This window comes from Calothrix sp. NIES-2098 (assembly GCF_963875125.1).
Lineage (GTDB): Bacteria > Cyanobacteriota > Cyanobacteriia > Cyanobacteriales > Nostocaceae > Aulosira.
In genome coordinates, this window is the sequence record NZ_CAWNKJ010000001.1 from 8,451,856 (window position 1) to 8,476,893 (window position 25,038).

19 protein-coding genes are annotated in these 25,038 nt (G+C 41.0%); 12 read left to right on the forward strand and 7 right to left on the reverse strand.

The genetic code is table 11. The annotated features are described in order from the left end of the window. Positions 1-54 precede the first annotated feature (54 nt). From ubiE to AACU33_RS35540, 4 genes are all read left to right on the forward strand, one after another. Positions 55-744: a bifunctional demethylmenaquinone methyltransferase/2-methoxy-6-polyprenyl-1,4-benzoquinol methylase UbiE gene (gene ubiE / locus AACU33_RS35525; protein WP_096594930.1), complete on the forward strand. Its 690-nt coding sequence runs from the start codon at positions 55-57 to the stop codon at positions 742-744. A gap of 235 nt (positions 745-979) precedes the next feature. Continuing rightward, the gene (locus AACU33_RS35530; protein ID WP_096594931.1) at positions 980-2,218 is read left to right on the forward strand and encodes a DUF445 domain-containing protein; all 1,239 of its coding nucleotides are present in this window, start codon (positions 980-982) and stop codon (positions 2,216-2,218) included. 328 nt (positions 2,219-2,546) lie between these two features. Then, positions 2,547-4,235 carry a glycosyltransferase family 39 protein gene (locus AACU33_RS35535; RefSeq protein WP_096594932.1) on the forward strand — a complete coding sequence of 563 codons (1,689 nt, stop codon included), beginning with the start codon at positions 2,547-2,549 and terminating at the stop codon, positions 4,233-4,235. 119 nt (positions 4,236-4,354) lie between these two features. Continuing rightward, on the forward strand, positions 4,355-5,881 hold the full coding sequence (locus AACU33_RS35540) for an ArnT family glycosyltransferase (protein ID WP_096594933.1): 1,527 nt from the start codon (positions 4,355-4,357) through the stop codon (positions 5,879-5,881). Between the two features lie 48 nt (positions 5,882-5,929). On the opposite strand, the gene AACU33_RS35545 is transcribed toward AACU33_RS35540, so the two are convergent. The 5 genes from AACU33_RS35545 to topA all read right to left on the reverse strand — a co-directional run bounded on the left by AACU33_RS35545 (position 5,930) and on the right by topA (position 13,725). Then, the gene (locus tag AACU33_RS35545; RefSeq protein WP_096594934.1) at positions 5,930-8,659 is read right to left on the reverse strand and encodes an HD family phosphohydrolase; all 2,730 of its coding nucleotides are present in this window, start codon (positions 8,657-8,659) and stop codon (positions 5,930-5,932) included. A gap of 264 nt (positions 8,660-8,923) precedes the next feature. Further along, positions 8,924-9,952: an ADP-ribosylglycohydrolase family protein gene (locus AACU33_RS35550; protein ID WP_096594936.1), complete on the reverse strand. Its 1,029-nt coding sequence runs from the start codon at positions 9,950-9,952 to the stop codon at positions 8,924-8,926. Positions 9,953-10,045: 93 nt separating this feature from the next. Further along, positions 10,046-10,546 carry a type II 3-dehydroquinate dehydratase gene (gene aroQ, locus AACU33_RS35555; protein ID WP_096594937.1) on the reverse strand — a complete coding sequence of 167 codons (501 nt, stop codon included), beginning with the start codon at positions 10,544-10,546 and terminating at the stop codon, positions 10,046-10,048. Then, positions 10,524-10,661, reverse strand: a complete 138-nt coding sequence (locus tag AACU33_RS35560) for a hypothetical protein (protein WP_339376463.1) — start codon at positions 10,659-10,661, stop codon at positions 10,524-10,526. The genes aroQ and AACU33_RS35560 overlap by 23 nt, the downstream gene beginning before the upstream one ends. A 373-nt stretch (positions 10,662-11,034) precedes the next feature. Further along, positions 11,035-13,725, reverse strand: a complete 2,691-nt coding sequence (gene topA, locus AACU33_RS35565; protein ID WP_096594938.1) for a type I DNA topoisomerase — start codon at positions 13,723-13,725, stop codon at positions 11,035-11,037. 470 nt (positions 13,726-14,195) lie between these two features. On the opposite strand from topA, the gene AACU33_RS35570 reads away from it, so the two are divergent. The 8 genes from AACU33_RS35570 to AACU33_RS35605 all read left to right on the forward strand — a co-directional run bounded on the left by AACU33_RS35570 (position 14,196) and on the right by AACU33_RS35605 (position 20,305). Continuing rightward, positions 14,196-14,489, forward strand: coding sequence for a hypothetical protein (locus AACU33_RS35570; protein ID WP_096594939.1), 294 nt, complete (start codon positions 14,196-14,198; stop codon positions 14,487-14,489). Then, positions 14,476-15,717, forward strand: a complete 1,242-nt coding sequence (locus AACU33_RS35575; protein ID WP_339376464.1) for a DUF6745 domain-containing protein — start codon at positions 14,476-14,478, stop codon at positions 15,715-15,717. Before AACU33_RS35570 ends, AACU33_RS35575 begins: the two co-directional genes overlap by 14 nt. Before the next feature lie 87 nt (positions 15,718-15,804). After that, positions 15,805-16,899, forward strand: a complete 1,095-nt coding sequence (locus AACU33_RS35580) for a DUF6745 domain-containing protein (protein ID WP_096594940.1) — start codon at positions 15,805-15,807, stop codon at positions 16,897-16,899. A 219-nt stretch (positions 16,900-17,118) separates the two neighbouring features. After that, positions 17,119-17,430, forward strand: a complete 312-nt coding sequence (locus AACU33_RS35585) for an RNA recognition motif domain-containing protein (RefSeq protein ID WP_096594941.1) — start codon at positions 17,119-17,121, stop codon at positions 17,428-17,430. A gap of 603 nt (positions 17,431-18,033) precedes the next feature. Beyond that, positions 18,034-18,282, forward strand: a complete 249-nt coding sequence (locus AACU33_RS35590; RefSeq protein ID WP_096594942.1) for a hypothetical protein — start codon at positions 18,034-18,036, stop codon at positions 18,280-18,282. Between the two features lie 72 nt (positions 18,283-18,354). After that, complete coding sequence (locus tag AACU33_RS35595; RefSeq protein ID WP_096594943.1) at positions 18,355-19,116, forward strand: intradiol ring-cleavage dioxygenase; 762 nt, start codon at positions 18,355-18,357, stop codon at positions 19,114-19,116. Between the two features lie 32 nt (positions 19,117-19,148). After that, positions 19,149-19,433, forward strand: a complete 285-nt coding sequence (locus tag AACU33_RS35600; RefSeq protein WP_096594944.1) for a peptidase — start codon at positions 19,149-19,151, stop codon at positions 19,431-19,433. 125 nt (positions 19,434-19,558) lie between these two features. Further along, positions 19,559-20,305 (forward strand): hypothetical protein, encoded by a 747-nt coding sequence (locus tag AACU33_RS35605; RefSeq protein ID WP_096594945.1) that lies wholly within the window; start codon positions 19,559-19,561, stop codon positions 20,303-20,305. 145 nt (positions 20,306-20,450) lie between these two features. Here AACU33_RS35605 and AACU33_RS35610 read toward each other — a convergent pair whose 3' ends face one another. Next, positions 20,451-22,223 (reverse strand): sensor histidine kinase, encoded by a 1,773-nt coding sequence (locus tag AACU33_RS35610; RefSeq protein WP_096595502.1) that lies wholly within the window; start codon positions 22,221-22,223, stop codon positions 20,451-20,453. A gap of 202 nt (positions 22,224-22,425) precedes the next feature. Beyond that, positions 22,426-24,900: a sensor histidine kinase gene (locus AACU33_RS35615; protein WP_339376466.1), complete on the reverse strand. Its 2,475-nt coding sequence runs from the start codon at positions 24,898-24,900 to the stop codon at positions 22,426-22,428. Positions 24,901-25,038: the final 138 nt, after the last annotated feature.

The following is a 25,038-nucleotide window of genomic DNA, read 5'->3' on the forward strand; positions in this document are numbered from 1 at the left end:
GGAGCTAAAGTTCGACTTTTGCCTCTTGACAGTTGACTCTTGACTTTTTGGCTAATGACTCACGAAATTCGCGATATTTTTAACCGTATTGCTCCTGTTTACGACCAGTTAAATGATTGGTTGAGTTTGGGACAACATCGGATTTGGAAGGCAATGGCAATCAAATGGAGTAATCCTCAGCCTGGAGATACTTGCCTTGATTTGTGTTGTGGAAGTGGCGATCTCAGTTTAGGTTTAGCAAGGCGTGTGGGAACAACAGGAAAGGTCTACGGAGTCGATTTCTCTGCAAACCTTCTCGCAATGGCTAAAGAACGCTCCCAAAAACAGTACCGCCAACCAAACATTACTTGGGTTGAGGCTGATGTCCTCGATTTACCTTTTGAGGACAACAAATTTGATGCGGCAACAATGGGTTATGGTTTAAGAAATGTTAAAGATATTCCTCGTAGTCTCAAAGAGTTGTATCGCGTTCTCAAGCCTGGTGCTAAAGCCGCAATTTTAGATTTTCATCGACCAGAGAATCCCCAGCTGCGATCGTTTCAGCAATGGTATCTAGAGAATATTGTTGTACCAGCAGCCACCCAGTTGGGAGTAAAAGAAGAATACGCCTACATCAGTCCTAGCTTAGACCGCTTTCCCGTTGGCAAAGAGCAAGTAGAATTAGCTTCTCAAGTTGGTTTTGCTGCCACACACTACCCCATTGCGAACGGTATGATGGGAGTGCTGGTAGTTAGTAAATTTTAGATTTTTTTAGATTCGAGATTTTTGGATTAAAGCCTACTGGTAAAGAAATAGAAATTCTTGAATCCAAAAATCAACTATTTAATCTAAAATTCTTTTGGAAAAGTTTGCTAGCTTGGGAGGCCAATGCAGGGCTACCTCCTAAAAAGCTATGTTGCACAAATGTGGGAATCCGCACAAGTGACTAGCTTAACTTTTCCCCAAGTTCAAAATCCAAAATTGGTAAGTCCAAAATTCTGTGGATTGGTCTCATCTGTGGCTTTATCTCTCACCTCCGGTATTAGGTGGAATTATCGGCTATTTCACAAATGATATAGCCATCAAAATGTTGTTTCGCCCCTACCGAGCCATTTATATCGGTAAACAAAGAATACCGTTTACACCTGGATTAATTCCCCGTAACCAGGAACGTTTGGCTCAGAAAATTTCTAATACAATTATGGGGTCGCTTTTGACACCAGAGGAATTGCAAAATCTCGCACGCCGTCTGTTGCAAACAGAACGAGTACAAGCAGCAATTTTGTGGTTGTTAAAACTAGCCTTAGACCAAATTAGCTCAGAGGAAAAAAATCAGAAAAGCGCCAAAATTGTAGCAAGCATTTTGCGCGATTTGTTGGGCGAATCATTACCTCGTCTGTTGCGAGTTTTAGCGCGACGCGAAGATTTTTTAGAAGTACAAATCAATCAAATTTTTGATCAAGTTCTCTTAGAATTTCAACTGAGTGAAGAACAATCTACAAGGCTGTCTGATTGGCTGTTAGAAGTAGTTTTACCACCAGATGTACTGCGACAAACTATAGTTGATTTTTTAACCGATCGCACAATTCAAACTATTGATGAAAGCTTTCGCGAAAAAACTAGCGGTACTTATTGGGTAGTAGCAAATTTGTTTGGTTTACGCAATACTCTCACCAGACTCAGAGCTTTTTGCTTAGATGAGAAAGAGGCTAGCAATGCTCGATTGAAAGAATTGATTCAAGAATTGCAAATGCGCGATCGCGTCAAGAAATTATTACAAAATTTATCCTTGCAAAACTTGCCAGTAGGAACAGTCAGACAACTACGAAAAACCACGAGAGAAAGCGTTCGCCACTACCTGCAAACAAGTGGTAGCGATCTATTACAAGGCTTAACTGACTCCGTTGACTGGGAAAATATTGCATCTTTACTACTAAATCGTCTGAGTAATTCGCCTGTAGTTAATACTTCATTAGAAGTAGTAAGTCAAGAATTGGCTCTAATTTTAGAGCGATATTTAGAAAAAGATTTGGAAGCAATTGTAGCTCAAGCAATTCCAATTTTATCCATAGACCAGGTAATTGTTGACCGCGTCAAGTCAACTTCACCCGCCGATTTAGAAGCTGCAATTGAAGGTATCGTTAAAAATGAATTGCAAGCAATTGTGACTTTAGGTGGTGTTTTGGGTGTGATTGTTGGTATAGGACAAACTGTATTTTTGCTGTTTAATCAACCATAATCCCTATTCAAAATAACGGAAGCCTGATATTAAAAGCACTTCTAAGTTTGGATCTGCTTCGGATGTGTTTTTTTTAAAATTGCTACTAACACGAATTTGAACAATGAATTTGCCTGTAGGGTGGGTTTCCTCGCCTTTGTAACAATCCGTATGTCATGCCCATTAACTAACTTGTTATAAAATCCAAAATCCAAAATAAGTATTATTGCTCAAAATAAGGCAGAATAATTGTAGCGGTATTTTTGAAGATTTCAGTATTTCTCACATATCTTTTACTACCGATATTTGCAAATCTTCAACAAAAAAATCAATATATTGCCATAGATAGATGAAAACAAAGCGCAAACTTTATCTACATTATCTAGGTTTAGCTGGGGCGATTATACTGGGTGCGAGCTTGCGTTTTTGGAATTTAGACTTAAAACCTCTGTGGACGGATGAGGTAATTACTGCCATTTTCAGTTTGGGTAAAAATTATAATGATTTACCCTTAGATATGCTATCACCACTTGAGCGAGTACCAGAAATTTTTACCTTCAAACCTGGTATTACTTATGCTCAGATTGCAAATAATCTTGCTACTCAATCTACCCATCCACCGCTATTTTTTTGCGGTATGTATACTTGGCTGGAATGGATAAATCCTTTATGCCAAACTTGTGTGAAAGAACTGCGATTATTACCAGCTTTGTTTGGTGTAGGTGCGATCGCAGTAATTTATGCTATCAATAGTATCGCCTTTTCCTCTACTGCTGGAATAGTAGGAGCATTGCTAATAGCTGTTTCCCCTTTTGCTGTCTATCTTTCCCAAGAAGCACGCCACTATAGCATACCTATATTTCTGATTAGTTTATCTTTATTGGCACTAATGCAAATTCAGCAGTATATTTTTCAGAGAAAAAATATCAGAATTTGGGTTTGGGTCTTCTGGATAATTATTAATATTATTGGACTTTACGTACACTACTTTTTCGCTTTAGCTTTCATCGCGGAAATTCTCACGCTACTGATCCTGATTTACTGGAGTAAGGCAAAGGTACTTAACAAGCATAAAATTTTACTTACCCTGATTGTATCTACCAGTACAGTTGTAATTAGCTTCATACCTTGGTTACTGGTGACAGTTAGCCATTCTAACTCTTCTCAAACTAATTGGTTGCCAACTCCTAATAATATTGCACCTATATATCAAACTTTGATTAGCTGGATATTAATGGTAATTGCTCTACCTGTAGAAAACCAGCCTTTAGTAATTATAGCTATTTGTGGTTTTTTGATGGTGAGTTTTGCTATTTGGATATGGTGGCAAGCCTACAAAGGTTTAAAACTTCTATGCCGCCAAAATCACAGTAATTTAGCAATATTAACACTATTAATTTTTACTATTATCGTTATTTTAGAGTTTTTTGCTATTGTTTATTTTTTAGGTAAAGACATCACTATTGTACCCCGCTATCACTTTGTCTACTATCCTAGTTTTTGTGCCCTTTTAGGAGCGAGTATTAGCAAAAATAAAAAGGCACAAATAATGATTGTATTGGTGGGAGTTGTCAGTTGTATTTTTATCGTCAATAATATAGTTTTTCACAAGCCTTTTTACCCCGAGCAAGTAGCTCAGAATATGAATTTAGAGCCGGAAATACCAGTAATGCTCGTGGTGGGATATAGCGATTATCAAGATATAGCTTTAGGGCTAAGTTTCGCCTTAGCATTAGAGCAAGTTAGAAGCCAACCTTCTTCAGGAGAATTCCAAATTAATCATCCGATTGATACATTTAAAAGTGATAGTTTTGCTCTTTTAGATAAAGAACCTAATTTATCTGCTTTTTGGAAAAAGCTTTCTCAATTACCGATACCTACAACATCTGGGATGAATTTATGGATAGTTGGCCCTGGAATGATTAAGCAAGATTATCCGCAACATTTTGTGCTTTCTCAGCACACGACTTGTAACATAGATCCTTCACATCACTATCGCATTGGTGTTCCTTATCAGCTTTATCGGTGCAGTAATTAAAAGTTTTATATTACATTGCAAGTATAATCAGGCAAATTTTGATAGCTAGTTGTCGTATAATCACCTAAATGTACATTTGGTTTGTACAACTGGCTATATTTCCATAAATACATGAATATATGAGCGCCAATAAGATCAAAACATTTTTATTATTTAATTGCATAATACCCGCTAGTTTTGTTATTTTTACTATTTGCTTTATGCCTATTGAGCAGGTATTTCAATTCGATCCCAGCGATGAAGGTATTGAGTTGATCAAAGCTACCTTGCACTTAGATGGATTTGCTCTGTATACGCAGGTTTGGAACGATCAACCACCTCTGTTCACATTTATTTTAGCATCCTGGCTTGATTGGTTTGGTAAATCAATCTATTCTGCACGGCTTCTAACTTTGAGCTTTTCCACAATACTTATATGGTCTTTCTGCCAAACTCTCAGGATTTATCTAGGAAATTTACCAGCAATTATTGGCACTTTATTGTTAATAACTTCCTGCAATTTTCTAAGACTTAGTGTATCTGTAATGATTGATTTGCCATCTTTAGCAATGGTTATGCTCTCAATTTATACATTAACTTTATATAAACAAAATTTTACACAAAAATCTTCTATATTTTTCATTATTATATCGGGAGCATTATTAGCAGCATCTCTACAAATAAAGTTATATACAGCTTTTATAACTCCTTTAATTATATTTGATTTATTCCTATTCCATAGAAATAAAAATCCTCAATTAAGGCGGAATCTTATTTTTGATGCTATTTTATGGCTTACGGCTTTTGCAAGTGTTTTTATAATAATTGGTATGTTGTGCAACTCTCTCACTTACGAACAATTATTACAAGCACATTTAAATAACAATGTAAAAACAGCCTTTCCAGCAGGAAATAGCCTAAAGTTAGCCTTTTCATTTCTACTTCAGGATTTTGATTATTTACTTTTAGCAATTCTGGCAACTATCGTTATCTTTAAAAATCAAGCATGGGAAAAATCTTTTCCGGTACTCTGGATAATTATAGGGTTTATAGCTCTAATCAATCATCGACCAGTTTGGTATCATCATTACCTTTTAATATCCATTCCGCTTACCTGGTTAGCTACCTATGGATTAACATTATCTTTTAGTTTTTTTCAACAGCCGAAATGGTATTATAAGCTTAAGCTGGTTAATTTAAAAGAAATTACAGTTTCTGGTTTAGCAGCAGGATTTGTAATTTTCTCAATTCTTGTAACTCCAATTAAGTTAGGAGTAATTATTTTTGAAAATCATCGATATATAGAACAAACTCAGGAGCATATTCAATTTGTGAACATTTTGTTAAAACAGAAAGCATCTACTAAATGGGTTTTTACAAATTGTCCCATGTATGCTTTTTATTCAGGCTTATCTGTCCCTCCAGAAATTGCAGTTTTATCCCGTAAAAGGATAGAGTCAAAAAATATAACACCCAAACAAATTATTGCTATTTTGGATACTTATCATCCAGAGCAAGTTTTACTATGCAGATCTCAAACTCTTCAGAACTATCTAAATAGTTATCTCAATGAAAACTATTTAAAGACATATGGCAATAATTTAGGTACTCATTATTTATTGCAAGAAACTCCTTTAAAACCCTTACGAATGAAAAATGATCGATGACGCTCCTCACCATTTGTAGTTAATTGCATCGAGCTATTTATGCAAAATTCACCCTTGAGATATTTTTTCGTTGCTAGTCTTTAACTTAGGATAGGCAATCCGTTTGTGATGGAATTGCTGCCACACTTCCACAAATATGTGGGCAATTTTTGTAACTTCTTCCCGTGTGAGTCCTGAATCTACGAGTTGGTTGTCTTGCCAGCGGGCACGGAGAATATTATTAACCATTGTCAAAGCTTGTTCGGTTGAAGCATCTTTTTGTGATGACTTTGTTGATGCTTGTAGGGTACGCAACGCCGCCTCGCAGGAATCTGCCAACATGACAATTGCTGTTTCTCGCGATTGGGGAATTGGGCCGTCGTAGCGAAAATCCGCGTCGTCTACTATTAAACTTGGATCTTCTTTAGCCATTTGCTGCGCTTGGTGATGGAAATAAGCAATCAACATCGTTCCCTGATGTTCTGGGATAAAAGCTTGAATCGCTGTTGGTAAGAGATGTTCCCTTGCCATCACCAAGCCTTCATTAACGTGCTTTTTAATAATCTCTGCACTTTTCCACGGATCTTTAATCTCTGTGTCATGCTTATTCGGCCCTCCCATTTGATTTTCAATAAACCCAAGAGGATCGTGCATTTTGCCAATGTCGTGGTAAAGTGTGCCTGCTCTGACTAGTTCGACATCGCATCCTAGTTGTTTGGCAGCTGCTTCTGCTAAGGTGGCGACAAACAAGGTATGCTGAAAAGTTCCCGGTGCTTCTGTAGCTAGTCGCTTTAACAAAGGACGGTTAGGATTGGCTAGTTCTGCTAACCGAATGGGAGTAACTAAATCAAAAAGTTTTTCTAAATAAGGACTCAAGCCTAAAGCAACAATACTCCACGCTAAACCGGATAAAGCAAATAACGCTGCTTCTTGCAGAAGAATATACCAAGAAGCTGAACTCCAGAGCAGTGAGAGTATTAAGTAAATTCCTCCTTGAGTTGAGGCGATCGCCAATCCTAATAATGCTAATTCTTCACGCGATCGCAGTCGTTTAGCCATACAACAGCCTACGATTCCGCCTGCTGCACCAGCTATCAAGGCAATTTTACTAATTTCCATGCTAACTGGTAGCACTAATAACATTAGTCCGACAACTGTTGCACCTAAAGCAGGGCCATAAAAACTACCTAACAATAAACCGATCGCACTCCAGGTAGTATGTATCACACCCATCGTCACCATTCCCGGAGTACTCAAGGTTAAGAGTAAGATTAACAAGCGATCGCGCTGTCGTAATTGGGTTTTCAGACGGCGTTCGGTAATCACAAAAATACCAATTGCTGTAGTGACAATACCTGTCACCTTAATCAACTCCGGCCAGTTAGTTGCGCGATAATTTAATTGATAATGCTCCAGTACCTGCAAATTCCACTCAGTAATTTTTTGTCCTTTAGTGACAATTACCTGATTCTGCTTTACCTCAACCAAGATTGGTGAAACTTTTTGAACTGCCTTTTTTGCCTGTTCTTGGGTTTTTGCTTCATCTTTCTTCAGATTTGGTTGCAGCACAGCTAACAAGACTTTGGTTGCTAAAGGTTGAGCTTCTTGCGGTTCTAATGTTTGCACTTGTAAGCCTACTGTATCCTTTAAAGCATTTGCTGGTAGCCCGTATGGAATCCCTTGAGTGACAATTCGTTGTGCAATATCACGAATTAACGTTTGTGTTGTTGCCCAGTCTGCATCTGAAAGATCTAAAAGAATATCTTCTTGCTTGATTGCTGCCGATTTGTTTGTTTCTAACTGTAATAATTGTTTCTGAGCTAGCTCGTATTTTTGCCTTGCTTGCAAGATTTGAGCAATCAGTAAAGCAAATTGTTGTTCAGAATTTCTCATGCGGTAAGTTTCTAATTCTGCTACTACTTGAATAAATTCAGGTTTTTGAGAATCATTAACTGATTTTTTATTCTCAAGCAGCAGCTTGATAGATACTTTGGGTGTATTTAAGGAACCAGACTTAGGGGATGATTGCAAGGACGAGGATAACTTTTTACTGGCTTCCTGTCCGGTTGTGGAATTGCTTTTCTGATTTGGCAGCAATAATCCTACTGGTTTTTGTCTACTTTTTTCTAAAGCTAGTAATATATTTTTCCATTCTTCAGCCGTGCAAGTGCGGAGATAAAGCTGGCTAGCTACAGGTAAGTCTAAAGTATCAAAAAAGGGAAAAGACCCAGCTATGGCACGAAGCCGATCGCTCTCATCTAAAAGTTGTTGCAAATTACGTTCAATTTGTTGATTGATTTTTTCATCAATCATTAATATTGGCAAGGAATTGTTACTGGCGACTTGGCGTCGGGCTGCGGTTTTTTTGGTATCTTCAATCTGAGATGTACGTGGGGCTTTAATTGTTTGGGGTGCAACAGTTCCCACTCTTAGCTGGGGCTGATTGTAAAACTTATACCCGATTACTCCTGTTAGGGATACAACCGCGATCGCCAAGATCGCAGAGGAACGATTTTTATGCACCCAGCTTAAACCAGTTGTATCCATCAGCTGCTCGTGGTTAACCGCTTTGGCGATCGATCTGAGTACTATTCCTGGCTGGTGGCTGCTTTCATGATTATTCGATACATACATGAGTATGTTCTCGATCGCAGTTCTAGGGAATTTTCCCAGATGGCTGCGATCGCTTCGATCGTTAACCACCCTCAATAATTTTCCTTTACGACGCAGTACTTTGTAATGTCGTCGCCAGTGAGTTAGTTGCTGGTTCAAAGACTGTAAAAATCGCTGATGTTTCATTACCTCTGCCTACAGTTGCTTACTTTGATACCTCAAAACAAGACAAACCTAGGGGAAGTCCAAGCAGGAGCAACCGAAGTCGCTCAGAACTTCGGAGGTGGGGTTTGCTTGCAGCTAATTTGCCACAATACCTACCTACAGAGTCAGGTTAAGAGTTTCTTTGGAAATTGTAGTATAAAGAACTACTAAATTTTATATTTGTTGACTGCTTGCTAGGATTGAATGTTGGTGTCACGTCTACAATGCTTCTCCGTAGAAATAGCATTAACGCGACCGGATAACACGAGGAGCTGCGTAGACGCACAAAGGAGACTGCACATGGCTGTGATTGTCTGAGTTGTCGCGATCGCCTTGGGGAATGGTTTTCCCTAAGGGTAGGGACGCTTCTGACTCAGGCATCAAATCTGCCTCTGCTGTGGGCTGGCTCGAATCTTGGGCAAGATTATACAATCCTGACCAAACAGCCACAAGTGCATCAGCTAATTCCACCACCCCAGAAAAATTACTTTGTTCTGATGCTGCCGAATTTGCTTGCGAGTATGAGATCTGCCAACCTACTGGAATACCCGCAGTGCTATTATAGGCCCCCGATAAAGCACCAGTAATTGCACTTATACTATGTAAGTGTAAACGCCAATGGTCTTGTTGCCAAACATCACCTGGTTGAGTAGCCCGCAAAACTGCCAAACGGTAGTCTTCTAAAGTACTGAGAAAGCAGTAAAACGCCATAGCAACAGCGCTACTGAGCTTGTCTTCTTTACTCAACTCGACTTGCGCCCTTTCTAATCCTGCTCCCCGATCTAACAAAGTATTAACTTTTAATAATTGTTGTGGCAAAGATGTTGGCGTTTCCCCAATAAAGGCGATCGCCTCTGGAATCAGGGTGCGAGGGTGGAGTTTTTCTGTAAGGATTTGCGCGATCGCATACCCTACAGCTAGCGTTCCATCGCGTACCACTGGGTTATCCTCCCAGATTTTTAACACAAGCAGTAAGTTTTGTCGCAATTTCAGTGTATTTTCATGAAAAAAAAGTGCTACTGGTAATGTAGCCAGTATCACTTTCAAGGAAATATTATCAGTTACAGCTAAATTAGTAGATGGTTGTTGCTGACGCGATCGCCAATCATCTAAATCTAATTTGCCAAGAGCAATCAAACTTTCAGTACCAAGAACCGCTATTCGATCGATGTCACAGCGGTGCTGAAATTCTTTGCGATCGGTAGAGGCTAAACTTTCTCCAATTAATGCCCCTAGTAACGTGCCGCGAAAACGACTAACAAGAGAGTAGCGCATACATCAAGGATCGAGTGTTAAGTTTCCAGTAATGAAGGATTAGGAATGAAGAATAGAGAATTCCATCAACCTTGAACCTTCATACTTCATACTTCATACTTTATCTTTCCTTAAATGATGCACTAATGCTTGTAAGCCCAATATGTAACTCTGAACCCCAAAGCCACTAATTTGCCCGATGGCGATGGGTGCTATATAAGAGTGATGACGGAATTCTTCTCGGCGGTAGATGTTGCTCAAATGCACTTCCACAGAGGGTAGGTTTACACCTGCGATCGCATCTCGCAACGCTACACTAGTATGCGTATAAGCCCCAGCATTAATCAAAATTCCCTGATGTTTTCCTAGGGCTTCATGAATAGTATCAACCAAAACGCCTTCATGATTTGACTGCACAGGAAAAACTTTCACCTGTAGTTTCAGTCCTTCTGCTGCTAACAGGTTGTTAATTTCCGCCAGAGTAAGCGAACCGTAAATTCCCGGTTCTCGCTGTCCTAGCAAATTCAGGTTTGGCCCGTGCAGCACCAAAATACTTAAAGGCTGCAACGTCAAGTCCGGCACTTTCGAGCTACTAACGACGACGCGAACGCTCATCTACAGGAATCGGAATCAATTCCGGTTCCGGCTCACCTTCTGGCCCGAGTAGGGCTTCAATCAGCTTCCGCGCCAATTCTTTCAGCTTTTCCAGTACCTTTTCTATATAGTCCATTGAACTGACTGCTCCTGAGATACTACCTCAATTTTGATTAACAGCTACGCAGAAACTGGCGTACTTCCGCACCTCTGGCTTGAATTTGGCCGATCGCACTCCCAAAAGTAAGGGATAATCCACTTTATCAAAGTTTGTAGTTGTGATCTGCCTTACTTCTTTAGATTATCATATCTGTAAAGTTCAAGACGTGCCTTCCTCCAACTTGGTTAATATGAGTGTCAACTTATATAAGTATTTGGGAGGATTTAGCACTTTTGCTTTTCCATCCCAACCTTGATAACTAGACTTGGCGATCTGAAATAGTTAAGAGTAAGTCGTCAGTGCCAAAAAAACAACTGACAACTACACACAAGAGCATCAGTTCTAATCATCAATCCTCTGCATTATTGTTTTTACTAGCGGCTGTCGAAGCCTTGGAAGTTGACTTAGAGGTTGATTTAGCGGTTGACTTAGTAGTTGACTTGGATTTAGTAGTTGTAGACTTACTCGTTGATTTGCGGGTAGATTTTGCTGACGATGCTTTACCAGCCAATAATTGTAGTGCCTTTTCTAAAGTCATATCTTCCACAGATTCACCTTCTGGAATACTGACATTAGTTTTGCCATTCTTAATGTAAGGGCCGTAGGGGCCATCATAGATATTAACTGGCGTACCATCTTCTGGATGTGTACCCAATTCACGCAAAGCTGCCTTGGACTTACCATTGCTGGAACTGCGTCCTTTTTTCGGTTCCGCTAACAACTCTAGAGCACGTTCTAGCGAAACTGTCAAAACGTTATCAGCAGCTTTGAGGGAACGGTAGTCTTTACCTTCCTTACCTTGGTCGTGAACAATGTAAGGGCCAAAGCGTCCCAAACTCGCTTGAATTTTCCCCCCAGTTTCGGGATGAACTCCTAATGTCCGGGGTAAGGCTAAAAGTCCAATGGCTATGTCTAAGGTGACGGTTTCTGGCGTTACACCTTTGGGTAAAGATGCTTGTTTGGGTTTAGGGTTTTCCTCGGTCTTGTCACCCAGTTGCACGTAGGGGCCGTAAGCGCCAATTTTCACATAAATTGGTTCCCCAGTTTCGGGATGGCGACCAAGTTGGTCAGGCCCGGAGGTTTTTTGCCGCAATATTACCTCTACCTGTTTGGGGTCAAGGTCTGCTGGCGTCAGGTCTTTGGGAATCGAAGCTGTGACAACACCCTCACCGTTTTCGACTTCGATGTAAGGGCCATATTTCCCAATCCGGACTTTGGCTGGGAGATTTTCTAGTTCTACAGTCCTGGCTTTGTTGGCATCAATTTGATTTTCACGTTCCTTGACTAAGGTTTCTAGACCTTGGTCTCCCAAATAAAATTCCTGTAAGTAAGGTAGCCAGTTAGCTTCCCCAGTGGCGATATCATCCAAGGTTTGCTCCATTTTGGAGGTAAAGCTGGGATCGACGACATCAGGAAAATGTTTTTCCAGCAGGTCAGTAACCGCAAACGCCGTGAAGGTAGGAATGAGGGCGTTATTGACTAATTGGGCATAACCTTTATCGATAATCGTACCAATAATACTGGCGTAGGTACTGGGACGACCAATGCCTTCACTTTCTAAGGTTTTGACGAGAGTGGCTTCTGTGTACCTGGCTGGTGGTTGCGTTTCGTGGCCAATTGCTTCTATTTCTTTACAATCTGGACGATCGCCAACTTTCAAACTTGGCAAAATTACTTCCTGGTCTTCTAATGCGGCTTCGGGATCGTCGGAACCTTCCACATAGGCGCGGAGATAGCCGGGGAAATCAATTCTTTTACCAGAAGCACGGAACCCAGCGTCTTCTACTTGTAACTGCACGGTAATTTGGGTTTGGCGAGAGTCAGCCATTTGACAGGCGACAGTGCGCTTCCAAATTAAGTCATAGACAGCCAGTTCTCGACCGCTTAAACCAGTTTCTTGGGGCGTGCGGAAAGTACTACCCGCCGGACGAATTGCTTCGTGTGCTTCTTGTGCGCCTTTAGATTTGGTAGTGTATTGCCGGGGTTGAGGGCTGAGATATTGTTTACCGTAGCGTTGTTCTACACAACTACGAGCAGCTGCGATCGCTTGATCGGATAAATGCACCGAATCTGTCCGCATATAGGTAATGTACCCTTGCTCGTACAAATTCTGGGCAATCCGCATCGTGTCTCTGGCTGAGAGGCGCAATTTCCGGTTGGATTCTTGTTGCAGCGTCGAAGTTGTAAACGGTGGCGCTGGTTTACGTGTCACCGGGCGTTCTTCTACTTCTTTGACACTCCAAGTTTTATCTGTGAGGCGTTCTTTGAGTGCAACTGCATCCGCTTCCGTCAGCAAAACGACATTGCGACCAGCCGCGATTTGTCCGGTGGCTGGGTCAAAATCGCTGCCATTGGCTATTTTGGTTCCTCCCAAGGTCACTAACTGGGCAGTAAACGGAGCTTTTTGCTGCTCCAGAGACGCTTTTAAATCCCAATAACTACCTTCACGGAAAGCGCGACGTTGGCGTTCCTTGTTGACTAATAGCCTTACAGCTACAGATTGTACGCGCCCAGCAGATAGCCCCCAGGCAATTTTTTTCCATAGCAAAGGAGACAGAGTGTAGCCCACCAACCGATCCAAGATCCGTCGCGTTTCTTGGGCGCGAACCAACTGCTCATCGATATTGCGGCAGTTTTTCAAAGCTTTTTTGATAGCGTCTTGAGTAATTTCGTGAAACACCATCCGCTTTGTCGGTACTTTCGGCTTGAGCAACTGGTATAAATGCCAACTAATGCTCTCACCTTCCCGGTCTTCGTCAGTTGCCAGAATCAACTCATCAGCCTCTTTGAGAGCATCTTTGAGCTGGGTGACAACTTTCTTTTTGTCTTTCGGGACAACATACACCGGTTCAAAGTCGGCGTCTACATTTACCCCCAACTGCGCCCATTTTTCTGCTTTGACAGCGGTGGGAATTTCGCTAGCCGACTGGGGTAGGTCACGTACATGACCCATCGACGCTTCCACCCGATAGCCTGATGGTAGGTAGTTGCGAATGGTGCGAGCTTTGGTCGGAGATTCGACGATGACGAGAGTTGACATGGAAATTTCAAAAAAAAGAATAGCTGTTAAGCTAAACAGGCAAATTTAGATGATTTCGGCGAGAGGTTAAAATAAAACGTCGCGCTTATGAGATGTGAGTTTATCTTCACACAAACTGCCTATGAGGATAAAAATCCGCTACAGTTTCGGCACAGTCCTTTCCAGATAATAAGGTAGGAAAACGCCTGGTGTGAATTTCCAGCTATTTCAATCTTTAACTTATCTCAGCAAAATTGGCGACTACAGTTTTCAAAATACCCCCCAAGTGTAATATAGCGATACCTCCTGTAATTTCAAGCCAAGAGGCAGTTCAGGCAGAAAGGGAAGATGAGGCAGCCTAGAACAATTATTATCCCTTTAATCCTCCTCCTGCTCCTTATCTTCCTATTCCCAAGAAGGTTGTGCCAAAATTTAATCAAACTTGAGGTGAGAGCGAAGTAACATTTGTACCTATCGCTGGAGGCAAAATAATGCAAGCAATTCGTCAAGGTGATGTCATTCTACAACCTGTAGCACAAGTTGAGGGCGAAAAGATACCTCACTTGACTTTGGCAGAAGGCGAAGTAACTGGGCATAAGCATCGGATTACTGAGGGTGATGCCAAATTATTCTTAAAAAACGATACGCTGTACTTAAGTGTATATTCTACAACAGCTTTGTTGACACATGAGGAGCATAAAGCGATCGCAGTTCCCCAAGGTCATTGGATGGTGAAAATCCAAAGAGAATACGAGCCTGAAGGTTGGCGATATGTCGCTGATTGAAAAGTTAACGCCCCAACAAGAAGCTTTAATTCCAGTTTATCGGGAAAAATGGCGAAAGATTGCACTTTCAACTGAACGAATTGATCGTGAAAAAGCTGCGGAAGCAGTAAAAGCAGCCTATATAACAATTGGTAAGAATGCTCCTAACATTATTTTTTATGAAAGTCCTTATGTAGCTATCAAATCTCTTATCTTTGACAAGCTTGATTACTTGAAGCACAAATTAAATAACAAAGTTGTTAGCCAAGTAAATAATTCACCAATTAGTAAACTAAAAAGTGTGCAACGGGAGTTGCTAGAAAAGCCATTAGAGCAATTGGGAAGACAAACTTCGTTTTTTACTGATTTGAGTTGTTCAATATATTCTCAAGTTTTTCAGAATATCAAACTCGATGAAGACCTATACGATGAACTGTTGTATAGTAAATTGGATAATAATTTTTCAGACATTGTAGGTTTTAGGCTAAATTGGGTACTGGAAGAATACATCAAAATATATCTGAATGAACGACTACAAAGTGAAGATTGGCAACAAATAAACCTGCAACTTGGAAGTCGCCTATCATCTTCTTTCTATGCCTGTTTATACTCTCAGATAAATGATTTATTTACGAAATCTTTTCAGCCAGAAGAAGAGTGTAAAATTAATAGTTCGAGAGATTTTATTATCGCTTGTGTATCGTTTTCTGAGATTTTCCAAGAATGGTTAATATATCAATCTTTAATTAAAGAGTGTGGATGGATTTTTGCTTTTGATAAAGCTGCAATTATATGCGATCGCCCGCTTCATATTCGCTTCGATAATCAACATCGTCTCCACGCAGAAGGGGAACCTGCAATCGAGTACGCTGACGGATTTAGCCTCTACTCCTATCACGGTGTCACCTTACCAGAAAAATACGGTAAAGTTCACCCACAGCAATGGCAAGCGCAATGGCTATTAACAGAAGATAATGCCGAACTGCGGCGAGTGTTAATTCAAGGTATTGGTTACTCTCGAATTTGCCAAGAACTACAAGCCATTGAATTAGATACTTGGGCAGAATATACGCTGTTAAAAATTGATGCAGAAGTTGATGAAGAAGCAATTTACCTACTAAAAATGACTTGTCCCAGTACTGGATTTATACACGCTTTGCGAGTTCCACCAACAATGAAATCTGCACATGAGGCAATTTGCTGGGTGAATTGGGGAATCCCTCCAGAGGAATTTGCTATTCAAACTTAAATTATTGAATATCAGATAAAAAACTCAATATTAAATCTATATTTAGCTTTTATTTAAGCAGATTTCACAAATTTTATCAGAGCAATTATGCTTGACAAATTAACGCCCAAACAAGAAGCTTTAATTCCAGTTTATCGGGAGAAGTGGCGAAAGATTGCGCTTTCAACTGAGCGAATCGATCGTGAAAAAGCTGCAGAAGCTGTCAAAGCTACTTATGTTTTGATTGGTCTAGAAGAACCTGATGTAGTTTTTTATGATAGCCCGAATGCTGCTTTGATAACTACTTTAAGCCAGTTAGCACAGGAAATTGACTGGAGTTGTGATGGTGGGGATCTGTGGGGTGAATTAGGTATATATGAACTACCTCCTGCAAACATATGTCACAACCTAAAAGATGAATTGTATAACCAAATTGGTGAAGAAGTTTCATCTCAACTGCATTTAGAATTAACGACAGAACTAAAAAATATTGTGGTTTCTCCAGAGACATACTCGCAATTATGGAGCGAATTATATAGACAACTTGAGAGCCAACTTCAACTTGAAGTTGAAGATGCCGCAAGAATGGACTGCATTCAATGTGAATTATTAGCTTGTGAAGCAAGTTATTATGATTTTTGTATTTCGGTTTTGAATTGTAAACATGATGAAATTGTCTGGAAGTACTTTGAGTTAGTAGTCAAAGAGTGCGGTTGGATTTTCGCAGGTAAAAATATTTGTATAGTATGCGATCGCCCGCTTCATATTCGCTTCGATAATCAACATCGTCTCCACGCAGAAGGTGAACCAGCAATCGAGTATGCTGATGGATTTAGCCTCTACTCTTATCATGGTGTCACCTTACCGGAAAAATACGGTAAAGTTCACCCGCAACAATGGCAAGCACAATGGCTATTAACAGAAGATAATGCCGAACTGCGGCGAGTGTTAATTCAAGGTATTGGCTATGGGCGAATTTGCCAAGAATTACAAGCTATTGAATTAGATACTTGGGCAGAATATACCCTATTAAAAATAGATGCAGAAGTTGATGAAGAAGCAATTTACCTACTAAAAATGACTTGTCCCAGTACTGGATTTATACACGCTTTGCGAGTTCCACCAGACATGAAATCTGCACGTGAAGCAATTTGCTGGGTGAATTGGGGAATCGCACCAGAGGAATTTGCTATTCAAACCTGAAAACGGACAAGATAAATATAGTAGGTCTAAATAATCAAAAAAACTGCATTCTAGCACACATTATGACTTATGGATAAGATTTATAGCTTTGCTAGAGAAAATTTGTGTTAGCATAAAATTGGAGAAGTTAAATTCGGTGATACGAATCTTGTTTTTAGTCATAATTGCAAGCGGCTCTCCGGATAAGCATCTCTGCATCAATGGATTCTGGAGAGTTTCATGTCTATCTACGTAGGGAACCTATCCTACAGCGTCACGCAAGACGACCTAACCAAGGTATTTTCTGAGTACGGTACTGTAAAGCGAGTTCAATTACCGACGGATCGGGAAACTGGACGCGCACGGGGCTTTGGTTTCGTTGAAATGGAATCATCAGCCGCCGAAGATGCAGCTATTCAAGCTCTGGATGGTGCCGAATGGATGGGGCGTGTAATGAAGGTTAACAAAGCTAGACCACGGGAGGAGAAAGGTACTCGCTCTGGCGGTGGCAATTGGGGAAAAAATGCCAGTGGATACTCGCGACGTTATTAAGTCTACAAGATATTCATCAAGGCAAAGCTATAAAAATCATTAGCTAAACAAAAATTATCCCATAAGTAGCAGATTCAGTAATCTACTGGACTGCTTGTTTATATAATAAGCAGTTCAAATATATAGCTGAACTGCTTATTTTTCCGTGCCCAATATCATGTCCGCTAAATTAGTTGCGATATGTCATTGCGAGTGCAACGTAGACACCTGAAAGGCGGCTTCGCGCAGGGTAGTGGAACGACGCAATCCCACGATCTTTTGCGATTGCTACCCTCCGGTCGCAATGACAAATGTTCAACTGGACATGATATAGTAAGCGATTTAAGATTTTGGATTGGAAATCATATTCTGCGTTTAAGTTATGTGAATCTAACTGTCACAATTATTTTTTAAATTTAAATTATCAATTTACTTCTCAGCTATATTTTTTTGATGCGGCGACAAGCGATCGCGTTTCCCAAAAACTCTACACTAGCAAAGGAAAGCGCACGCTCTTGATATTCCTTCATTAGATTACAAAAGTGTAATAGAGAAACTAGATAACCTGTCATTTTGAGATGGCTTAATCATCAATGTAAGCAATAGTAATTCTCAAGGACAATTGTGATAAATATTCGTCGAGTATTAGCCGTGGTGGCAATTCCTTTTGTAATTGGTACATTCAGTTTTATTACACCCAATCAAGCAAACGCCGAAACTCTACGCGATCGCAACGCACAGATTGCACAACAGTCAACACCTAACAAACAACCACAAATTAAACATCGCCAACCACAAACACAACAGAAAAAGCGTCTTCCTCAACCTCATCATCAGGATGCAAATCACAACCAATCAATTCGTAATTATTAATCAGTAATTCGTAATTAAGTTTCAGATAGATGTAAATTCCTATTTGAGACTTAACAGCGAGTATTAAACATCATGAACAACAATAATCGCCGATTAAGTCAAATTTTGAGCCGCAGAGAGGCACTTACTTTATTTAGAGCAGGTGTAACCGCACTATTTGTAGTGGGATGCATTCCCAGAAAGTCTAGTTCTACACAAGCACAATCGAGTGTAGCTAAGACAGCATCATCTACACCTGCATGTGTCGTGAGTCCAGAGCAAACAGAAGGGCCGTATTTCGTAGATGAGAAGCTGAAGCGTTCCGATATCCGTTCCGATCCGGCGGATGGTTCGGTAAAAGAAGGCGTACCGCTACAACTGACGCTGCACATTTCTCAGATTGGTAGTACTGGCTGTACACCAGTTGTAGGTGCGATCGTGGATATTTGGCACTGTGACGCCCTAGGTGTCTATTCGGACGTAACAGACAGAAGTTTTAATACTGTTGGTAAAAAGTTTCTGCGCGGCTATCAAGTAACGGATGCTAAGGGAAATGTGCAGTTCACAACCATTTACCCTGGTTGGTATCAAGGTAGAACAGTCCATATCCACTTTAAAGTTCGCACAAATGGGACATCGGGGCAGGGTTATGAGTTTACCTCCCAGCTATATTTTGATGATGCAATAAGCGATCGCGTTTACGCTCAAGCACCCTACGCCAACAAGGGACAGCGCACGCAGAAAAACGCTGATGACGGAATTTTTCAAGATGGTGGCGAGCAAATGTTGCTTAAACTCACCAAGCAGGGACCAGGTTATGCAGCCACCTTTGATGTTGGGCTTCAGATGACGTGATGAGAAACATCAACAATCTATTCGGAACTTTTATGTATCGTCTTTTTCGTAAATATCATCGTTGGTTAGCAATTGTGTGTGCGCTACCGTTACTGCTGACAGTCATGACTGGTATGACTTTTACAATTGCTAAAGCTTTACATCAACGCCAATTAGCGGGTTTTCTGATCCACTTGCACACGCTGGAAATTTTTGGACTGGATGGGATTTTCCCGATTATTAACGGACTTGGCTTACTGGGATTGCTAATTACCGGAATTTACATGACAAGTTTATTTCGAGAGCGACGCTTTCCCCCGAATTCGCTTGACCTTTAACGAGCATCAAAGAAGTAGGGTACTAAGCACAAAAATTACAAAACTGTAATCCGCAAGCAGAGTGAACTGTAATTTTAAGTGAGTTAAATCAAAAACATCAACAATCTAACTTCTGGGGGATGACTATGAATATTAATAAAGCAGTAATCTTAACAGCAATTTCTGTTCTGGCTGGCACATTTGGTCTGAATTCGCTGAATCAGGTAAATGCTGCTAATCCATCTTATCGGCTCGCCCAAGCTTCACAACGGCCTAACCAACCACAAGACCAACAAGACGGACAGCGGCGACCACCTCATCCTGATTTTGCAGCAGCAGCGGCGAAGTTAGGTGTCACCGAACAACAGTTAAAAGATGCGCTAGGAGTACCTGCTAATCCTCCAAGCCAAGGTCAGAGAAATCAGCGTCCGCCTCGTCCTGATTTTGCAGCAGCAGCAACGAAGTTGGGTGTCACCGAACAAAAGTTAAAAGATGCGTTGGGAGTACCTGCTAATCCTCCAAATGAAGGTGACAGAAGTCAAGGTCAGAGAAATCGAGGTGATAGAAGCCAAGGTCAGAGAAATCGAGGTGACAGAAGTCAAGGTGACAGAGGTGACAGAAGCCAAGGTGACAGAAATCAGCGTCCGCCTCGCCCCGATTTTCAAGCAGCGGCGGCAAAGTTAGGTGTCAGCGAACAACAGTTAAAGGATGCGCTGGGAGTACCTGCTAATCCCCCAAGTGAAGGTGAGGGAAATCAGCGTCCGCCTCGCCCTGACTTTCAAGCAGCGGCGGCAAAGTTAGGTGTCAGCGAACAACAATTAAAGGATGCGCTGGGTGTTCCAGATCGTCCTCCAAGTGAAGACGATCTCCAAGAGCCTCCTGCAAACAGATAGTTTAGTAATCAACTGATGCAATAAAAAGAGGAGGCAGGAAACGAGTTTTCCTGCTTCTCTATATGTTTTTGTTTTTTTAAACGCACAGGAACTTAGAGTCAGCGCGGAGGGACACAAAGTGTTTCTGAAGAAAATTTGCTAAGAATTAATACAATACGGGTAATGTAAACCAAAATGTTGCTCCGGTTGAGGATGAACTATTCACACCAATTTCGCCACCGTGAGCTTGGATAATTTGCTTACACAGATACAATCCCAAGCCTAGACTTACAGAATTGCGGGTGCTAGTACCTCGGTAGTATAAGTCAAAAAGTCTTTCGCTTTGTTGTTGACTGATTCCGACACCGTTATCACCGACTGTACAATAAATCATTTTTCCCTGAAGCGTGGCGTTAATTGTTAAGACTAAACCAGGGGGATTGTGTTTAATCGCATTGGCAATTAGGTTAGAAAATACTCGCCATAGTTGCGTCGGGTCGGCATTGATTTCAGGTAAATCTGCGGTAACATAATTTGTCAGGGTGGCTTGGTTTTCTGCTAGCATCGGTTCTAAATCTGCGATCGCGGCTTCAACAACTGTATGTAATTGCACGGGTTGAAGTTGTAATACTATTCCCTGCACCTCACCTACATGAGCTTCTAGTAAGGAATTAATCAAATTGAGTTGGCGATCGCTACTTTTGACCATCCGTTCTAAAATCGATCGGGAAATTGTAATTTCACTGTCTGGGTTTGCTAGCAAGTTTTTCAGCACCATTAAAGTCCCAAGTACTGGGTTGCGTAAATCGTGAGAAACTGCATGGAAAAATACTCGCAGTGCTTCTTCTGCTTGCTTCCGCTTGGTGATGTCTTCAGTTAATCCCTCGTAGTAAAGCAGATTTCCCCGTTCGTCGCGCACTGCGTAGGCTTTTTCCGAAATCCAGACAATGCTTCCGTCTCGGCGATAAATTTGGGATTCAAATTCGGAGATGCTGCCATACTTTTCAATTAAGCGGACAAATTCGGCTCGACGGTTGGGGTCAACATATAATTGATGTTCAATATCCGTGAAGTTAGCTGTTACTTCTTCAGGTGATGAATAACCATAAATTTTTGCTAAGGCTGGATTAGCTGTAATGTACTTGCCATCAAGGCTACTCTGGAAAATACCTTCAACTGCGTTTTCAAAGATACTGCGATATTTAGCTTCTGCAACTTTGAGTTTTTGATAAGCAGATTCTAATTCTCTATGAGCATAAAAATCCGAGCGTTGGAGGCGATCGTAAAGGTAAACACCCATGTCACAAATAGCACATACCCAAAAAACATATAAGATAAATGTCACATTATAGATTTCTGGGTGTTCGGGTATGGGTGTTTTTAAACCAAGTACTGTATTGACACCAAAATAGTAAATTAGCAAACCCACCTGCGACATCAGGTGCAAACGCCAGCAAACGGGGATAAATGTGGCTTGGCTCAAAAATAATAGCGACCAAGCTAAAGTATCAGGTAGGGCGAAGCCTTTGATAGTAGCAAAAAACTGCGTTCCTAGGCTTATTGACCAAGATGACCCCAAAAATAACAATCCGGGATGACGCTGACCCAACGGAGTTTTATGCAAGATAAAACAGATCAGTAGAGTCAGGAACATAGCAAGATTGATGAATAGTCCCTGCGTTCTCAAGGACTCTGGTATTTTTTCAAACTCCTTTAAGGGGAAAAATAGGTCATAAATATTGCGCAAAGTGAAGGTCAACAAGCAGATCAAGGCTAGTAATAACCACAACTGCAATCTCTCCCACAAAAAGCGGTGTCTAGCAGCTAGCCACTCTGAATCGTGAACACAACTTTTAGCAACAGCAGATGTTTTATCTGATGTTGATGCTCTAAAGGCTTTCTTACCCCAGTTTTGCAGTGTTCTCAATAAGTTAGCCATTAACTTCTTACCAACTGTACCCATAGCATCCCAGGTGTTTCCCTGTTTCCAGACTGCCATAACACCTTGAGATTTGGACGGTAATTTATCAATATGGTTGTGTGAAGGGAGAATCCTAATTTGAAAATTTTATGCTGGGCAATGGTTTACCTTCGCGATCGCTCGAAAAGAAGTTACAAAAATCGTCTTTAATTACGAATTATCACGCTGGAGTTGCCAAGGGCAATGTGAACCAAAAAGTTAATCCGCGCTTGCGGTGACTAATAATACCAATCTCGCCACCATGTGCTTGAATAACTTGCCGACTCAGATACATTTTTAAAGCAATACTAGTAGAACAACAAGCTTGTGGCTCAGGGACATATAAATCGAAAAGGCGATCGCACTCTAGTTTGCTCATGGTGACACCATTGTCTTGAATTTCAGTGCGAATTTTGTCACCTTCAACTTTGCTTTTTAGGGTAAAACTTAATCCTGGTGGGTTATTTTGCAAGCAATAAGTAAATATATTTGCCAGAACCTTTTGCAACTTCGTGGGATCTGCCATTACCAATGGTAAATCGTCCCGCACTAAGTTATTCAAAGTTGCTTGATTTTGGTCGAGCATCGGCTGTAAGTATTTGATGATACAGCCCAGCATGGTATTAAAGTGTACCAATTCGCGGCGGAGAGGAATTCCTTGACCTTCGCAGTTATGAATTTCTAGCAATGAATCAATCATCCCTAATTGACGGTCATTACCTTGAATCATGCGTTCAATCACTGAACGCGACACGGGGATTTGAGATTGGTCGGTTTCTTGACTCTGTTGCTGAGTTTTGAGCAAATTCTTTAGCACCATTAAGTTCCCCATAACCGCAGTCCGCAAATCATGGGCTATGGTATGCAACACTACATCTTTGACACGTTGCATTCCTTCTAGTTCCTGCATTTTCTGTTGTAGTTGGGCGGTGCGTTCTTCTACCTGGCGTTCTAAATTAGTATTAAGTGCTGCGAGTTCTTGATAAAGTCGAGCTTGCTCAATTGCGATTGCTAACTGTTCTGACATTTGCTGTAGGAGATCGATTTCTATACCTTGCCATTGACGCGGCCCTGAACATTGATTAGCAATTAAAGCTCCATACAATTCGTTATTGAGCATAATTGGTACAGCCAAGGTAGCCCGTGTCTGGAAGTGTTGATAATGTGCTTTTATTTTGGGCGATAAAATTATTTTGTTAACATCTTCAACTAAACGCACGCGATTAGTTGTGAGGAGAGATTTTAATTCCTGAAGATAAGTTTCATCCTCTGTCGTCCAACCTAAGACAGGAGGATATTTGGGATCTACTGATTCAGCAACAGCTTTTGCTATCAGTTGGGGATCGTTGAGACCAATAAAAACCCGATCTGCTTGCAAAAATTGCCGCACTTCGGTAACAGTAGTTTGGAGTATTTGGTTTAGGTCGAGGGAAGACCGAATTCGTGCTAGGGTTTCTGTCAACAGGCGATCGCGCTGTGCGGAAAGCCGCAATTGCGCTTCTACCTGCTTGCGTTCTGTAATGTCGTGAGTAACGGCGAGAATGCAGGGGACGTTATCTAGATCGATGATTTCTGCGGAAACCAAAGCTGTAACTAGCTTTCCAGACTTGGAGCGAAAATCTACTTCCAAATTCCGCACCAAACCGGAAGTTCGCAACTCCTGCAATAATTTCATGCGATCGCTTTTGCTTACCCACATATTTAACTCAAAAGCAGTGCGACCGATCGCTTCTTCTCGCTCGTACTCTGAAAGAATTACAAAACTATCGTTAACTTCTATGTAGCGTCCTTCTTGCAGGGTGCTGAGGCTGATCGGATTGGGACTGCAACGAAAAGCTTTAGCATACTTTTGGGCTAGGCTTTGCAATTTAGCTTCTGCTTGTTTGCGTTCTGTAATATCTCGAACAATTGCTAAAACTTCATCTGTACCGCTAACAACTAACCGCGCTTCATAATCTCGCATTCCCAAAGGCGTCGCTAGCTGATATTCACAAGTTTGCAAATTGTCCGAATCCAAAGTTTTGGCGATCGCTTCTTGGCTAATTGCAACCACATCACTTGGTAATAAATCTTGTATATGTTTCCCAACTATTTCTTCTTTAGAAAGCACAATATTTGCGCCATCGCCCTTCAAATCTAGATATTCACCATCACGACTCAGGCGAAACATCAAATCGGGAATTGCAGCTAAAATTGCTTTATAGCGCATCTCACTGTGGCGCAATTTTTCTTCTGCTTGTTTGCGGTCTGTAATATCCATCACCAAACCCTCCCAAAGCAGGTCGCCATTAGCTTGTTGTTCTAGTTGGGAAGCGCCTTGAATCCACTTGATTTTGCCACTTGGGGTAATAATCCGACCTTCCCAACGCCAAGGTGATAAACTAGCTTTAGCCACAGCAACAGATTCATTTAAAGCTGTGACATCCTGTGGATGAACCAGTTTGTTAAGTACCTGCATATCTGCCACGATCGCTTCTGGTTCTAACTCATATAATTCTCGACAACCAGAACTCACGTAAAGAACAAGCTGGGAACCATCCTGGCGTTGCAGGACTTGAAAAATCATCCCTGGTAAATTTGCGGCAATTTTTTCCAACAGAGTCGCAGTCCCCTGAGGAAAATCTGGTTTATGCAGTAATTTTACAGTTTCATCCACTTTTTGTGCCTTTGCTTTGCAACCAACTGATGTATATCTCTTCTTTCAGATTAGTTCTGGTTAAGGCGATCGCATTCACCCAAACGGGTGAACAGTTGTTAGATTATGACAATATTACCTGCTATCCAATATTTTAGG